14 protein-coding genes are annotated in these 14,302 nt (G+C 65.9%); 1 reads left to right on the forward strand and 13 read right to left on the reverse strand.

Features of this window, described 5'->3' with window-relative positions; genetic code table 11:
- The 13 genes from lpxA to rpsB form a co-directional block, all read right to left on the reverse strand.
- On the reverse strand, positions 1-789 hold the full coding sequence (lpxA, locus tag ACSHSS_RS19865; protein WP_006402658.1) for an acyl-ACP--UDP-N-acetylglucosamine O-acyltransferase: 789 nt from the start codon (positions 787-789) through the stop codon (positions 1-3).
- A 58-nt stretch (positions 790-847) separates the two neighbouring features.
- Positions 848-1,315 carry a 3-hydroxyacyl-ACP dehydratase FabZ gene (fabZ, locus tag ACSHSS_RS19870; RefSeq protein WP_006402657.1) on the reverse strand — a complete coding sequence of 156 codons (468 nt, stop codon included), beginning with the start codon at positions 1,313-1,315 and terminating at the stop codon, positions 848-850.
- Between the two features lie 127 nt (positions 1,316-1,442).
- Positions 1,443-2,525 (reverse strand): UDP-3-O-(3-hydroxymyristoyl)glucosamine N-acyltransferase, encoded by a 1,083-nt coding sequence (lpxD, locus tag ACSHSS_RS19875; RefSeq protein WP_059783389.1) that lies wholly within the window; start codon positions 2,523-2,525, stop codon positions 1,443-1,445.
- A 15-nt stretch (positions 2,526-2,540) separates the two neighbouring features.
- Positions 2,541-3,038, reverse strand: coding sequence for an OmpH family outer membrane protein (locus ACSHSS_RS19880; RefSeq protein WP_006402655.1), 498 nt, complete (start codon positions 3,036-3,038; stop codon positions 2,541-2,543).
- Between the two features lie 64 nt (positions 3,039-3,102).
- Positions 3,103-5,412 carry an outer membrane protein assembly factor BamA gene (gene bamA, locus ACSHSS_RS19885; RefSeq protein ID WP_006402654.1) on the reverse strand — a complete coding sequence of 770 codons (2,310 nt, stop codon included), beginning with the start codon at positions 5,410-5,412 and terminating at the stop codon, positions 3,103-3,105.
- 61 nt (positions 5,413-5,473) lie between these two features.
- Entirely contained in the window at positions 5,474-6,844 is a 1,371-nt protein-coding gene (gene rseP / locus ACSHSS_RS19890; protein WP_059783387.1) for an RIP metalloprotease RseP, read from the reverse strand.
- 11 nt (positions 6,845-6,855) lie between these two features.
- The gene (locus tag ACSHSS_RS19895) at positions 6,856-8,052 is read right to left on the reverse strand and encodes a 1-deoxy-D-xylulose-5-phosphate reductoisomerase (protein ID WP_006407705.1); all 1,197 of its coding nucleotides are present in this window, start codon (positions 8,050-8,052) and stop codon (positions 6,856-6,858) included.
- Between the two features lie 15 nt (positions 8,053-8,067).
- Positions 8,068-8,889, reverse strand: coding sequence for a phosphatidate cytidylyltransferase (locus tag ACSHSS_RS19900; protein ID WP_445545436.1), 822 nt, complete (start codon positions 8,887-8,889; stop codon positions 8,068-8,070).
- Positions 8,883-9,665, reverse strand: coding sequence for a polyprenyl diphosphate synthase (gene uppS, locus ACSHSS_RS19905; protein WP_445545437.1), 783 nt, complete (start codon positions 9,663-9,665; stop codon positions 8,883-8,885). The genes ACSHSS_RS19900 and uppS overlap by 7 nt, the downstream gene beginning before the upstream one ends.
- 49 nt (positions 9,666-9,714) lie before the next feature.
- Positions 9,715-10,275 (reverse strand): ribosome recycling factor, encoded by a 561-nt coding sequence (gene frr / locus ACSHSS_RS19910; RefSeq protein ID WP_006402649.1) that lies wholly within the window; start codon positions 10,273-10,275, stop codon positions 9,715-9,717.
- Positions 10,276-10,379: 104 nt separating this feature from the next.
- The gene (pyrH, locus tag ACSHSS_RS19915; RefSeq protein WP_006402648.1) at positions 10,380-11,093 is read right to left on the reverse strand and encodes a UMP kinase; all 714 of its coding nucleotides are present in this window, start codon (positions 11,091-11,093) and stop codon (positions 10,380-10,382) included.
- Positions 11,094-11,246: 153 nt separating this feature from the next.
- Complete coding sequence (tsf, locus tag ACSHSS_RS19920) at positions 11,247-12,128, reverse strand: translation elongation factor Ts (protein WP_006402647.1); 882 nt, start codon at positions 12,126-12,128, stop codon at positions 11,247-11,249.
- Positions 12,129-12,290: 162 nt separating this feature from the next.
- Positions 12,291-13,031, reverse strand: a complete 741-nt coding sequence (gene rpsB, locus ACSHSS_RS19925; RefSeq protein WP_006402646.1) for a 30S ribosomal protein S2 — start codon at positions 13,029-13,031, stop codon at positions 12,291-12,293.
- A gap of 382 nt (positions 13,032-13,413) precedes the next feature.
- On the opposite strand from rpsB, the gene map reads away from it, so the two are divergent.
- Positions 13,414-14,229: a type I methionyl aminopeptidase gene (map, locus tag ACSHSS_RS19930; RefSeq protein ID WP_006402644.1), complete on the forward strand. Its 816-nt coding sequence runs from the start codon at positions 13,414-13,416 to the stop codon at positions 14,227-14,229.
- Positions 14,230-14,302 lie beyond the last annotated feature (73 nt).

Raw genomic sequence — 14,302 nt, forward strand, 5'->3', positions numbered from 1 at the left:
TTAGCGGATGATGCCGCGTTGCGACGCGTCGATGAACGCGACGAGCGCATTGACCGGTGCATCGCCGTCGCCGCCCGCCTGCGCGAGCTCGCGCAGCTGCGTCTTCGCCTCTTCGAGCGACAGGCCGTTCTTGTACAACAGCCGGTACGCACTGCGCAGCGCCGAAATCGCGTCCGGCGAGAAACCGCGCCGGCGCAGCCCTTCGACGTTGATGCCGTGCGGCTCGGCCTTGTTGCCGGCCGCGATCACGAACGGCGGCACGTCCTGGACGAGCGCCGACGCGCCGCCGAGCATCGCGTGCGCGCCGATGCGCACGAACTGGTGCACGCCCGACATGCCGCCGATGATCGCCCAGTCGCCGATTTCGACGTGGCCCGCCATCTGCGCGTTGCTCGACAGGATCACGTGGTTGCCGACGCGGCAGTCATGGCCGATATGCACGTAGGCCATGATCCAGTTGTCGTCGCCGAGCGTCGTCACGCCGGCATCCTGCACGGTGCCCGTGTGGATCGTCGTGAATTCGCGGATCGTGTTGCGGTTGCCGATCACGAGCTTCGTCGGCTCGTCCTTGTACTTCATGTCCTGCGGACGGCCGCCGACCGATGCGTAATGGCCGATGCGGTTGTCCTCGCCGATCGTCGTGTGACCTTCGATCACGCTGTGCGAACCGATCGTCGTGCGCGCGCCGATCGTGACGTGCGGGCCGATGATCGCGTACGGGCCGATTTCGACCGACTCGTCGATCTGCGCGCCCGGTTCGACGATCGCGGTGGGATGAATCCTGGTCATGCGCCGTTGCCTCTCGAAATGATGTGTCGCGTTACGTTGCGGATGCGTACCGCGCCGCTCAGGGCGCCGCGTCGGCCGTCTTGACCGTGCACATCAGCTCGGCTTCCGCCGCAACCTTACCGTCCACTTCGGCCACTGCCTTGAACTTCCAGATCCCGCGGATGTAGCGTTCGAACGTCACGTTCAGGATCAGCTGGTCGCCCGGTTCGACGACACGCTTGAAACGCGCGCCGTCGATGCCGACGAAGTAGTACAGCGTGTTCTCCGGATCCTTCGGCTGCTCTTCGGAGAACGTCAGCAGTGCGGCGGCCTGCGCGAGCGCCTCGAGGATCAGCACGCCCGGCATCACCGGCCGCTTCGGGAAATGGCCCTGGAAGAACGGCTCGTTGATCGACACGTTCTTCAGCGCTTTGATGCCTTTGTGCGGTTCGAGTTCGAGCACGCGGTCGACGAGCAGAATCGGATAGCGATGCGGCAGCAGCGTGAGGATCTTGTGGATGTCGAGATTGATTTTTTCAGTGCTCATGATGGTTCGTCTCACGCAGAGGCTGCGCGGTGGTGAAGCAAAAGCTGAAACGGGCCGCGACGCGGCCCTGTCTGGCGAACCGGGCCGGATGCGCTGGCCGTGCCCGGTTCATCGGTCGCATCGCGCGTCAGGCGTCCGTGTCGCCGCGCTGCGCGGCGAGCGCGGTTTCGAGCGCCTTGATGCGATCGCGCAGTTTGTCGAGGTTGCGCACGAGCGCCGCGCTGCGGTTCCATTCGCCGTGATCGACGGCCGGGAATGCGCTCGTATAGATGCCGGCCTTCGGCAGCGATTTCGACACGCCCGATTTCGCGGTGACGATCACGTAGTCGCCGAGCGTCACGTGGCCGGCAATCCCGACCGCGCCGCCGATCATGCAGTGGCGCCCGATCGTCGTGCTGCCCGCGATGCCCGCGCAGCCTGCGATCACCGTATACGCGCCGATCCGGCAGTTGTGGCCGATCTGGACCTGGTTGTCGATCTTCACGCATTCCTCGATGACGGTGTCCGCCATCGCGCCGCGATCGATCGTCGTGTTCGCGCCGATCTCGACGTCCGGGCCGATCGACACGCCGCCGACCTGCGGAATCTTGACCCAGGTGCCGGTGCGCGCCTCGCCTTCGCCGACGAAGTCCGGCGCGAAGCCGAAGCCGTCGGAGCCGATCACCGCGCCCGCGTGCACGATCGCACGCGGACCGATCTTGCAGCCGTGATAGACGGCGACGTTCGGGTACAGATGCGAGCCTGCGCCGATCGTCGTGCCGCGGCCGACGAACACGTTCGCGTCGAGCTGCACGCCATCTTCGATCACGGCGCCCGCCTCGATCGTCACGTGCGGGCCGATCACTGCGCTGTCGGCGACGCGCGCGGCCGGATCGATCGTCGCGCTCGGATGCACGCCGGCCGCGCGCGGCGGCGCGGCGAGATCGATGAACATCTGCGCGACGCGCGCGAAATACGCGTACGGATTCGGCGTCACAATGAAATTGCGGCCGCTTGCGGCCGCGCCCAGCTTTTCCAGATCCTTCGGCGCGATCAGCACCGCGCCGGCGCCGGTCGTCTCGACCTGCGACAGGTATTTCGGATTCGCGAGAAACGCGAGCTGCCCGGGGCCGGCCTGGTCGAGCGGCGCGAGGCCGGCGACCTTGCATTGCGCGTCGCCGGCGATCTCGCCGCCGAACCGCTTTACGAGTTCCTCAAGCGTCAATGCCATTCGTCGTCTGCTCCGTCAGTTCGTCGAGCCGGACGCGAGTGCCTTGAGCACCTTGTCGGTGATGTCGATGCGCGGGCTGACGTACACGGCTTCCTGCACGATCAGATCGTAATTCTGCTGTTCGGCGATTTGCTTGATCACCTTGTTCGCCTTGTCCAGCACGGCGGCCAGTTCCTCGTTGCGACGCTGGTTCAGGTCTTCGCGGAACTCGCGCTGCTTGCGCTGGAAGTCGGTGTCGAGCTGGGCGAGATCGCGCTGCTTCTGCGCGCGATCGGCCGCCGACAGCGACGCGCCGTTCCTGTCGAGCGAGTCGGACATCGACTTCAGGCGTGCCGCCATGTCCTGCAGATCCTTGTCGCGCTTCGCGAACTCGGCTTCGAGCTTCGTCTGCGCCGCCTTGGCGGGCGCCGACTCGCGCAGGATCCGATCCGAATTGACCGCCGCAATGCGGGCGACGTCCTGTGCGTGCGCCGTCGCGGCGCCCAGCGCCAGCGCAACGGTCAACGCGCACATCACTCGTTTCGAAAACTTACCGGTTAGCAAAATTACCCTCTCGTTGCTGTTGTCATGCGTTCGATCAGAACGCCGTCCCAATCTGGAACTGGAATTTCTGGTACTGGTCGCCTTCGTGTTTCTGCAGCGGGAAGCCGAGGCTCAGCTTCAGCGGGCCGATCGGCGAGATCCACGCGAGACCGATACCGTAGCCGTAGCGCAGGCCGTTCGCGCCGGTACTCGTGCCGCCCGGCGCGTTGCCCCACACGTTACCGCCGTCGAGGAACGTGAACACGCGCAGCGTGCGGTCATAGCCGGTGCCCGGCAGCGGGAACGTCAGCTCGATGTTGCCGACGACCATCTTCGAGCCGCCGATCGGGTCGTTCGTCTTCGAGTCGCGCGGGCCCAGCGAGCTCGGCTCGTAGCCGCGCACGGAGCCGATACCGCCCGCGTAGTAGTTCTTGAAGATCGGGTACGGGTTGCCGATACCGTTACCGTAGCCGCCCTGCAGGTTCAGCCCGAGGATGAAGCCGCGCGAGAACGAATAGTAGTACTGCGCCTGCAAGTCGGCCTTGTAGTACTGGATCTTGCCGACCGGCACGCCGTATTCGATGTTCGCCTGCGTGAAGTAGCCGCGGCTCGGGATCAGCGCGCTGTCGCGCGCGTCGCGCGACCACGCGACCGTCAGCGGCACCGTGTTCGACACGCGGCCGAACTGGTTCACGTAATCCTGGTAGCTCTGCGGCGTGTTCGAATCGATGTCGAGGCGGTTCTGCTCGAAGCCCGCGCCGAAGTACACGGTATCGACTTCCGAGAACGGAATGCCGAACTTCAGGTTGCCGCCGGCGCTGATGATCCGGAAGCTCGAGTTCGTCGAATAGTAGAGCGGCTGGTACGTGCGGTAGTAGACGTCGGTGATCCGCTTGATCCCGTCGACCGTGAAGTACGGGTCGACCTGCGTGACCGTCAGCGTACGGTAGCTCTTCGCGGTGTTCACGTTGACCGCGAGGCTCGTGCCCGAGCCGAACACGTTGTCCTGCGACACGCCGGCCGACAGCACGACCTTGTCCGTCGACGAGAAACCGGCGCCGAGCGTGATCGCGCCGGTCGGCTTTTCGTCGACCTTCACGTTCACGTCGACCTGGTCGTTCGTGCCTTCGACCGGCACGGTCGTCACGTCGACGTTCGTGAAGTAGCCGAGACGGTTCACGCGATCCTTCGACAGCGCGAGGCGGTTCGAGTCGAACCACGAGCTTTCGAGCTGACGCATTTCGCGACGCACGACTTCGTCGCGCGTGCGCGTGTTGCCGACCACGTTGATGCGGCGCACGTACACGCGGCGGCTCGGATCGACGACGAGGTTCAGGTTCACCTTGTGGTTCGCCTGGTCGATGTCCGGTTGCGCGTTGACGGTCGCGAACGCGTAGCCGTATTCGCCGAGCTTGTCGACGATCGCCTTCGTCGTCTGCTGCAGCTTCTCGGCCGAGAAACGATCGCCCGGCTTGATCTTGATCAGCTTGTTCAGTTCGGCTTCGCGATCGAGCAGGTTGCCCGACAGCTTGATGCCCGACACCGTGTACGGCTCGCCTTCGTGCAGCGTGACCGTCAGGTACATGTCCTTCTTGTCCGGCGAGATCGACACCTGCGTCGACTCGATGTTGAACTCGAGATAGCCGCGGTTCAGGTAGTACGAGCGCACGGCTTCGAGGTCGCCGGTGAGCTTTTCCTTCGAGTACAGGTCGTTCTTCGTGTACCAGGAGAACCAGTTCGGCGTCGACAGCTGCATCTCGTCGCGCAGCGTGCTCGTGCTGAACGCCTTGTTGCCGATGAAGTTGATCTGGCGGATCTTCGCGCTCGGACCTTCGGCCACCGCGAACAGGATCGACACGCGGTTCGCGTCGACCGGCGTGACCGTCGTCTTCACTTCGGCCGCGTAGAAGCCGCGCGTCAGATACTGGCGCTTGAGCTCCTGCTCGGCCTTGTCGACGAGCGCCTTGTCGTAGTAGCGGCCGTCGGCGAGACCGACTGCGCGCAGCGCCTTGGTGAGGTTGTCCTTGTCGAATTCCTTCGTGCCGGTGAAGTCGATCGACGCGATGGCCGGACGCTCCTGCACCTGCACGATCACGACGTTGCCCTGCGTGGCGATGCGAACGTCGTTGAAAAAGCCCGTCGCGTAGAGCGCGCGGATTGCTTCGGATGCCTTGTCGTCGGTGAACGTGTCGCCTTGCTTGATCGGCAGATATGCGAATACGGAACCCGGTTCGACGCGCTGCAGCCCCTCGATCTTGATGTCTTGCACCACGAACGGTGCCGCTGCGTGGGCCGCGAAGCCGTGCGCGGCGAGCGCGGCCGCTGCAACTGTCTTAGGTACAAAGCGATGAGGTTTGAACAACATGCATCCCCAATATGTAGCTGCATCAAATCAGGCGGCTGCGTTGCGGCGGCCGCCTGATGCTTCAGAAATGGATTAACCGAGCCAGGTCGTTGAACAGCGCGATCGCCGACAGTGCGACGATGCAGATCAGCCCGGCTCTTTGTAGAATCAGTTGCCAGCGCTCCGAAACGGCTTTCCCGGTCGCGGCTTCAACCAGATAATATAACAGATGCCCCCCGTCCAAAACGGGAATCGGCAACAAGTTCAGCACCCCGAGGCTAATGCTGACAAGGGCGAGGAACGACAGGAACGCCGACGGGCCGAGCCGCGCGCTCTTGCCCGCGTAGTCGGCGATCGTCACCGGGCCCGACAGGTTCTTCAGCGACGCGTCGCCGACGATCATCCGCCCGAACATGCGCAGCGAATACACGGCGATGTCCCACGTGCGCTGCGCGCCGAGCCGCACGCTTTCAATCGGCCCGTAGCGCACGTCGACGCTCGGCGTGTGCATCGACAGCGCCGCGCCGATGCGGCCGATCTGCTGCCCGGTTTCCTCGTCGCGCTGCGGCTGCGGCACGATCGACACGGTCTGCACGGCGCCGTTGCGCTCGATCTGCAGCGCAACCGTCTTGCCCGCATCGTGCTTCACTGCATCGATGAACCGCGCGGCGCCGCCGATCGGCGCGCCGTCGATCGCGAGCAGCTTGTCGCCGGCCTTCAGCCCTGCCTGCTGCGCCGCACTGCCGGGCTGCACCGACGCAACCGACAACGTGCCGCCGCCGGTCTCGAAGCCGAGATGCATCATGAAATCGTCGTCGAGCTCGCTTTCGGGAACGTGACGCAGGTCGACGCGGAAATCGAACGTCGCGTCGCCGTCGCGTGCGGCGAGCACGACCTCGCGGCGATCGAACGCGGCCGACAGCAGCTTCCAGCGCAGGTCCGACCATGAGCGCACGGGCTCCGACTCGCCGCCCTGCGCATCGCGCATCGACACGATCGTCTCGTTGCCGTCGAAGCCGGCCCGCGCGGCCACGGTACCCGCGGCCGGCGGCGCGAGGATCGCGGCCGGCTCGGTCACGCCGGTGGCGAAAACCGCGGAGAACAGGACGATCGCCAACAGGAAGTTGGCAATGGGACCGGCCGCGACGATTGCGATGCGCTTGCCGACCGACTGCCGGTTGAACGCCTGGCCGAGCTCTTCCGGCTTCACGCCGGGCCCCGGCTCGCGCTCGTCGAGCATCTTCACGTAGCCGCCGAGCGGCAGCGCGGACAGCGTCCACTCGGTGCCCGTGCGGCGGCTGACCCAGCGTGCGACGGGCTGGCCGAAGCCGATCGAGAAACGCAGTACCTTCACGCCGCACCAGCGCGCGACGCGGTAATGACCGTACTCATGCACGACGACCAGCACCCCGATCGCCACCGCAAACGCGATCAGTTCGACCAGCACGTTCATGAGCACCTCATTCAGACAGTGCGCTCCACGCGTCGCGCAGGCGCTTTCGCAATGATCTCGGCGGCGAGGCGGCGCGCTTCGGCATCGGCCGCGAGGACGTCGTCGAGCCCGTCGGGCGCGCGGTTCGGCAGCGCGTCGAGCACCGCTTCGACCGTCGCCGCGATCGCCATGAAGCCGATTCGGCGCTCGAGAAACGCTTCGACCGCGACTTCGTTGGCCGCGTTCAACGCGGCGCTCGCGATACCGCCTTCGGCCAGCGCCTTCAGCGCGAGCGCGAGACACGGGAAGCGCGCGTAGTCGGGCTTCTCGAACGACAGCTGCGCGATCTGCGCGAGGTCGAGCTGCTCGACGCCGGCGTCGACGCGCTCCGGAAACGCGAGCGCATGCGCGATCGGCGTGCGCATGTCGGGATTGCCCAGTTGCGCGAGCACCGAACCGTCGCGATACGACACGAGCGAATGGATCACGCTCTGCGGGTGGATCAGCACGTCGATCCGGTCGCCCGGCAGGCCGAAGATCCAGTGCGCCTCGATCACCTCGAGGCCCTTGTTCATCATCGTCGCCGAATCGACGGAAATCTTGCGGCCCATCACCCAGTTCGGGTGCTTGCAGGCCTCGTCCGGCGTCACGTCGACGAGCGTCGCCGGCTCGCGCGTGCGGAACGGGCCGCCCGACGCGGTCAGGATGATCTTCGCGATCCCGCCGTGCTCGGCCGCGTCGCGCGGCATGCACTGGAAGATCGCGTTGTGCTCGCTGTCGACCGGCAGCAGGATCGCGCCGTGATCGCGCACCGCGTCCATGAAGATCGCGCCCGACATCACCAGCGATTCCTTGTTCGCGAGCAGGATCCGCTTGCCGGCGCGCGCGGCCGCGAGGCTCGGCGCGAGACCGGCCGCGCCGACGATCGCCGCGACGACCGTGTCGCAGCCGTCGCTCTTCGACACGTCGACGAGCGCCTGCGGCCCGTACAGCACGGTCGTCCGGCTGCCCGCCGCGCGCAGCCGCGCCTCGACGTGCGCGGCGGTCGCCGCGTCGCCGACCACCGCGACTTCGGGCGCGAAGCGCAGGCACTGTTCGACGAGCTTGTCGCCGTTGCGGTGCGCGGTCAGCGCGTAGACCGAGAAACGCTCGGGGTGGCGCGCGACGACGTCGAGCGTGCTGTCTCCGATCGAGCCCGTGGAACCGAGCAGTGTCAGACGTTTTTGCATAACAGAAATAATGGTTTAACCAAGCAGCAGCATCGCGAGCGGCAGCACGGGCAGCAGCGCGTCGACGCGGTCGAGCACGCCGCCGTGCCCCGGCAGCAGGCCGCTCGAGTCCTTGACGCCGGCCTGACGCTTGAGCAGCGATTCGAACAGGTCGCCGATCACGCTGTACACGACCAGCAGCGTCAGCGCAGCCCACGCGCCGGCCATGCCGTAGTGCATGGCATACGCGGAAAACAGGGTCGGCTCGAACCGGTGCGCAGCCATCGCGATGCCGGACACGACCATCACCGCGAGCCAGCCGCCCACCGCCCCTTCCCAGCTCTTGCCGGGACTGATCGTGACGGCCAGTTTACGCTTTCCGAAGGCCTTGCCCGCGAAATATGCGCCGATATCGGCGAGCCACACCACGAGCAGCAGCGACAGCACGAACGGCACGCCCTGCGCGCGCGCCGCGACGAGCGCATGCCAGCACGCGGCGAAAATCACGAGGCCGGCCGCAAGCAGAAACGGCCGCCATACGCGGCCGGCGAGCTCGGGCTTGCGGCGCAGCACGAACGCGCCCACCAGCAGCCAGAACACGCCGGCGGCGGCAAAAAGGGGACGGGATGCGGCCGCATCGATGCCGAGCGGCGCGGTCGCCGCGAGCGCCAGCGCCGCGACCACCGCATAGACGACCGGGCCGGCGCCCGGCAGCTTGAGCAGGCGCGCCCATTCCCACGCGGCGAACACCAGCACGACGGCGATCAGCGCGCCGAACGCGGCAAGCGGCGCGTACAGCGTCACCGGCAGCAGCACTGCCAGCATCGCGATCGCCGTGATCACACGGGTTTTCAGCATGAAAGGGAGTCGGCGTTCTGCGACTGCGGCTCGAGCTGCGCGCTGGTGCGGCCGAAGCGGCGCTCGCGCTCGGTATACGACGCGAGCGCTTCGGCGAGCGCCGCGCCGTCGAAATCCGGCCAGTATTTGTTCGTGAAATAGAACTCGGCGTAGGCGAGCTGCCACAGCAGGAAGTTGCTGACGCGCTGCTCGCCGCCCGTGCGGATGAACAGATCGGGCTCCGGCGCGTACGCCATCGCCAGGTGCGGCGCAAAGGACTCTTCGGTCACTTCGACCTCGCGACCCTCGCGCGCCGCCTGCTCGACGAGCTTCTTCGTCGCCTGCAGGATGTCCCAACGGCCGCCGTAGTTCGCGGCGATCGTCAGCGTGAGGCGCGTGTTGCGCGCCGTCTTGGTCTCGGCGCGGCGGATCAGTTCGCGGATGCGCGGCTCGAAGCGCTCGAGATCGCCGACTACGCGCAGCCGGATGCCGTTCGCATGCAGCTTGCCGATCTCGCGCTCGAGCGCGGTGATGAACAGCCGCATGAGGAACGACACTTCGTCGGACGGGCGCCGCCAGTTTTCCGAGCTCAACGCGAACAGCGTCAGATATTCGACGCCCGCGCGCGCGCAGCCTTCGACCACGGCCCGCACGGCGTCGACGCCGCGCGTATGCCCGGCGACGCGCGGCAAGCGGCGTTCGGTCGCCCAACGGCCGTTGCCGTCCATGATGATCGCGATATGACGCGGCACGACGCCGACGTCAGGCACGCGAACGGTAGAGCTGGTATAGGTCATGGCCGTTGAGACAGGGATGCGGGAAGGAGGCGGCGCGCGACGACGGTCGTCAGACCGTCATGATCTCGGCTTCCTTGGTCTGCACGAGCTTGTCGATTTCGGCGACGTGCTTGTCGGTGAGCTTCTGCACGTCGTCGCCGGCACGGCGCTCGTCGTCTTCCGAGATTTCCTTGTCCTTCACGAGCTTCTTCAGCGCTTCGTTCGCGTCGCGGCGCAGGTTGCGGATCGCGACCTTCGCGGTCTCGCCTTCGCCCTTCACGACCTTGGTCAGCTCGCGGCGGCGCTCTTCCGTCAGCGGCGGCATCGGCACGCGGATCAGGTCGCCGGCCGTCGCCGGGTTCAGGCCCAGATCGGCTTCGCGGATCGCCTTCTCGACCTTCGCGACCATGTTCTTTTCCCACGGCTGCACGCCGATCGTGCGCGCATCGACGAGCGTCAGGTTCGCGACCTGCGAAATCGGCACCATCGATCCGTAGTAGTCGACCTGCACGTGATCGAGCAGACCGGTGTGCGCGCGGCCCGTGCGGATCTTCGCCAGATCGTTCTTGAACGCTTCGATCGAGCGCTGCATCTTCTGCTCGACGCCCTTCTTGATATCAGCGACACTCATTTCAACCTCCGAACCTTCAAACCTTCAAAGAACGCGGGCCGCCCGGCGCGCGCAGCGCGCGCCGCAGCCGGTTGCCCACGCCGCTTGCCCGCATCCGCGGGAGTTTACACGTGGACGAGCGTACCCTCGTCCTCGCCCAGCACGATGCGCTTGAGCGCGCCCGGCTTGTTGATCGAAAACACGCGAATCGGCAGCTTCTGGTCGCGGCACAGCGCAAACGCGGTCGCGTCCATCACCTGCAGGTTGCGGCTGATCGCCTCGTCGAAGCTGATCGTCGTATAGCGCGTGGCCGACGGATCCTTCTTCGGATCGGCAGAATATACGCCATCGACCTTGGTCGCCTTCAGCACGACCTCGGCGCCCACTTCCGAGCCGCGCAGCGCGGCGGCGGTGTCCGTCGTGAAGAACGGGTTGCCGGTGCCGGCCGCGAAGATCACGACGCGGCCTTCCTCGAGCTGGCGGATCGCGCGCGGCCGGATGTACGGCTCGACGACCTGGTCCATGCGCAGTGCGGACTGCACGCGCGCCTCGATGCCTGCGTGACGCATCGCATCCTGCAGCGCCAGCGCGTTCATCATCGTCGCGAGCATCCCCATGTAGTCGGCCGTCGCGCGGTCCATGCCCGCCGCGCCGCCCGCGACACCGCGGAAAATGTTACCGCCGCCGATCACGACCGCGAGCTGCGTGCCCAGACGCACGACTTCGGCGATATCGGCCACCATCCGTTCGATCGTCGCGCGATTGATGCCGAAGGCATCGTCGCCCATCAGCGCTTCGCCGGAGAGTTTGAGGAGGACGCGTTTATAGGCATTGGACATAGGGGCTTCCGAGCGACGAGAGGATGACAACCACGAACTGTAGGGGCGAAATACTGATTCGGGCAAGCGCCGCCGGCCGGACCGGGCTTCCCGGCCGCCGGCAGCGCCGCCGGCCGCGGCGGAACGGACGCCCGCCGCGGATACTGCAATGGCTTACTGCTGCTTTGCTGCTGCGACTTGCGCGGCCACTTCGGCGGCGAAATCGTCCTGGCGCTTTTCGATGCCTTCGCCGACGACGAACAGCGCGAACTTCTGCACTGCGGCATTCGCGGCCTTCAGCATCTGCTCGATCGTCTGCTTGTCGTTCTTCACGAACGGCTGGTTCAGCAGCGACACTTCCTTCAGGAACTTCTGGACGCTGCCGTCGACCATCTTCGCGACGATCTCGGCCGGCTTGCCCGATTCGGCCGCCTTCTGCTCGGCGACGCGACGCTCCTTCTCGATCAGGTCCGCCGGGACTTCGTCGGCCGACAGCGAAACCGGCTTCATCGCCGCGACGTGCATCGCGACGTCCTTGCCGACCTGCTCGTCCGCGCCCGTGTACTCGACCATCACGCCGATGCGGCTGCCGTGCAGGTAGGTCGCCAGCTTGTTCGCCGTCTCGAAACGGACGAAGCGGCGGATCGAGATGTTTTCGCCGATCTTGCCGACGAGCGCGAGGCGCACTTCGTCGACCGTCTTGCCGTCGAGCGGCAGCGCCGACAGCGCAGCGACGTCGGCCGGGTTCTTCGTCGCGACGAGTTCCGCGACTTGCTTCGCGAACGCGTTGAAATCGTCGTTCTTCGCGACGAAGTCGGTTTCGCAGTTCAGCTCGACGAGCGCGCCGGCATTGCCGCCGACGAACGATGCGACGACGCCTTCGGCCGTCACGCGCGATGCCGCCTTGCTCGCCTTGTTGCCGAGCTTCACGCGCAGCAGCTCTTCAGCCTTGGCCATGTCGCCGTCGGCTTCGGTCAGCGCCTTCTTGCACTCCATCATCGGTGCGTCGGTCTTTGCGCGCAGTTCTGCCACCATGCTTGCGGTAATTGCCGCCATCATTCGCTCCTTGAGTCTGTATTCACAACGCCGCCCGCTTGGACGCGAACGGCCGAGATTCGTTTCCGGACCCGCGCCGCGACGGCGCGATCAGGTCCGGCGCACAAGCTTAAAAAAAGGGGGCCTGTTGAGAGCCCCCTTTTTGCGCCGGCTCGGGGCCGGTTACGCGTTCTCCTCGACGTATTCGTCGTCGCCGCGCACCGCCTGGACCACTTCGTTGACCGCGTTCGCACGGCCTTCGAGGATCGCGTCGGCCACGCCTTGCGCGTACAGCGCAACTGCCTTGCTCGAGTCGTCGTTGCCCGGGATCACGTAGTCCACACCTTCCGGCGAGTGGTTCGTGTCGACCACGGCGATGACCGGCACGCCGAGCTTGTTCGCTTCGGTGACGGCGATCTTGTGGTAGCCGACGTCGACGACGAAGATCGCGTCCGGAATGCCGCCCATGTCCTTCACGCCGCCGATCGACTTCTGCAGCTTGGCGATTTCACGTTCGAACAGCAGCGCTTCCTTCTTGCTCATCTTCTCGAGCTCGCCCGCCTCGACTGCCGCTTCCATGTCCTTCAGGCGCTTGATCGATACCTTCAGCGTCTTGAAGTTGGTCAGCATGCCGCCGAGCCAGCGTGCGTTCACGAACGGCATGCCCGCACGCTGCGCTTCCTGCGCGATCGTGTCGCGCGACTGGCGCTTCGTGCCGACGAACAGGATCGTGCCGCGGTTCGCTGCCAGCTGACGCACGTACTTCAGTGCGTCGTTGTACATCGGCAGCGTCTTTTCGAGGTTGATGATGTGAATCTTGTTGCGGTGACCGAAAATGAACGGAGCCATCTTCGGGTTCCAGAAGCGCGTCTGGTGACCGAAGTGGACACCCGCTTCCAGCATTTGGCGCATCGTGACTGCCATGTAAATTCTCCACGAGGGTTGGGTCTTAAGCCGGCTGCCGTACCCGCCGCGCGAACGCGCCCCGAAAGGTCGCCTGCTCCGCGCGGCCGGCACCCTGGTTGCGCCGGCTTGCGATTCGGCACGTGCGAACTGCGCGTGCCGCAAGCCTTCCACCGCGATGCCGCTTCCCGGCGATCGGGAAATCCGGCATTTGGATGTCGACTTAGCCAGAGAGTATAGCACGCCGATTTGTCGGCTCTCAAGTCGCGCACCACTTCCGCCTGCCGTGCGGCGCGCGGCCGGACAATCGGCGAAAACCCGCATCGGCGCGGCCGCAAGGGGCTGCGACGGCCGCCATAAGGTGCGATAATCCGTCAATTCACCGCATTCCAGGCTCACCTCGATGGCTATTACGCTCAAAAACGAACACGACATCGCCCAGATGCGCATCGCCTGCCGTCTGGCGAGCGAAGTGCTCGATTTCATCACGCCGCACGTCGTCGCAGGGATCACGACCGCCGAACTCGACCGCCTCTGCCACGAATACATGGTCAACGAGCAAGGCACGATCCCCGCGCCGCTGAACTATCAGCCGCCCGGCTATCCGCCGTACCCGAAGGCCACCTGCATCTCGGTCAACGACGTGATCTGCCACGGCATTCCCGGCGAGAAGGTGCTCAAGAACGGCGACGCGCTGAACATCGACATCACCGTGATCAAGAACGGCTATTTCGGCGACACGAGCCGGATGTTCATCGTCGGCGAGGGCTCGATCCTCGCGAAGCGCCTCGTGCAGACCACCTACGAGTGCATGTGGCTCGGCATCGACCAGGTCAAGCCCGGCGCGCATCTCGGCGACATCGGCCATGCGATCCAGAAGCACGCGGAAGCGCAGGGCTACAGCGTCGTGCGCGAATACTGCGGGCACGGCATCGGCACGGTGTTCCACGAGGAGCCGCAGGTCGTCCATTACGGCCGGCCGGGCACCGGCATCGAGCTGAAGCCGGGGATGATCTTCACGATCGAGCCGATGATCAACGCGGGCAAGCGCGACATCCGGACGATGCCCGACCAGTGGACGGTCAAGACGCGCGATCGCAGCCTTTCCGCGCAGTGGGAGCATACGGTGCTCGTCACCGAAACCGGCTACGAAGTGCTGACCGTGTCGGCCGGCACGCCCGCTCGGCCCGTGTTCGCGCAGCCGGCCGCCGCGGTCTGAGCGCCGCGTCCCGGTCCCCCGCCCCACCCTCGTCCGAACGGCCGCTCATGAGCGGCCGTTCGGACGAGGGTGG

Source organism: Burkholderia sp. BC1 (genome assembly GCF_052683555.1).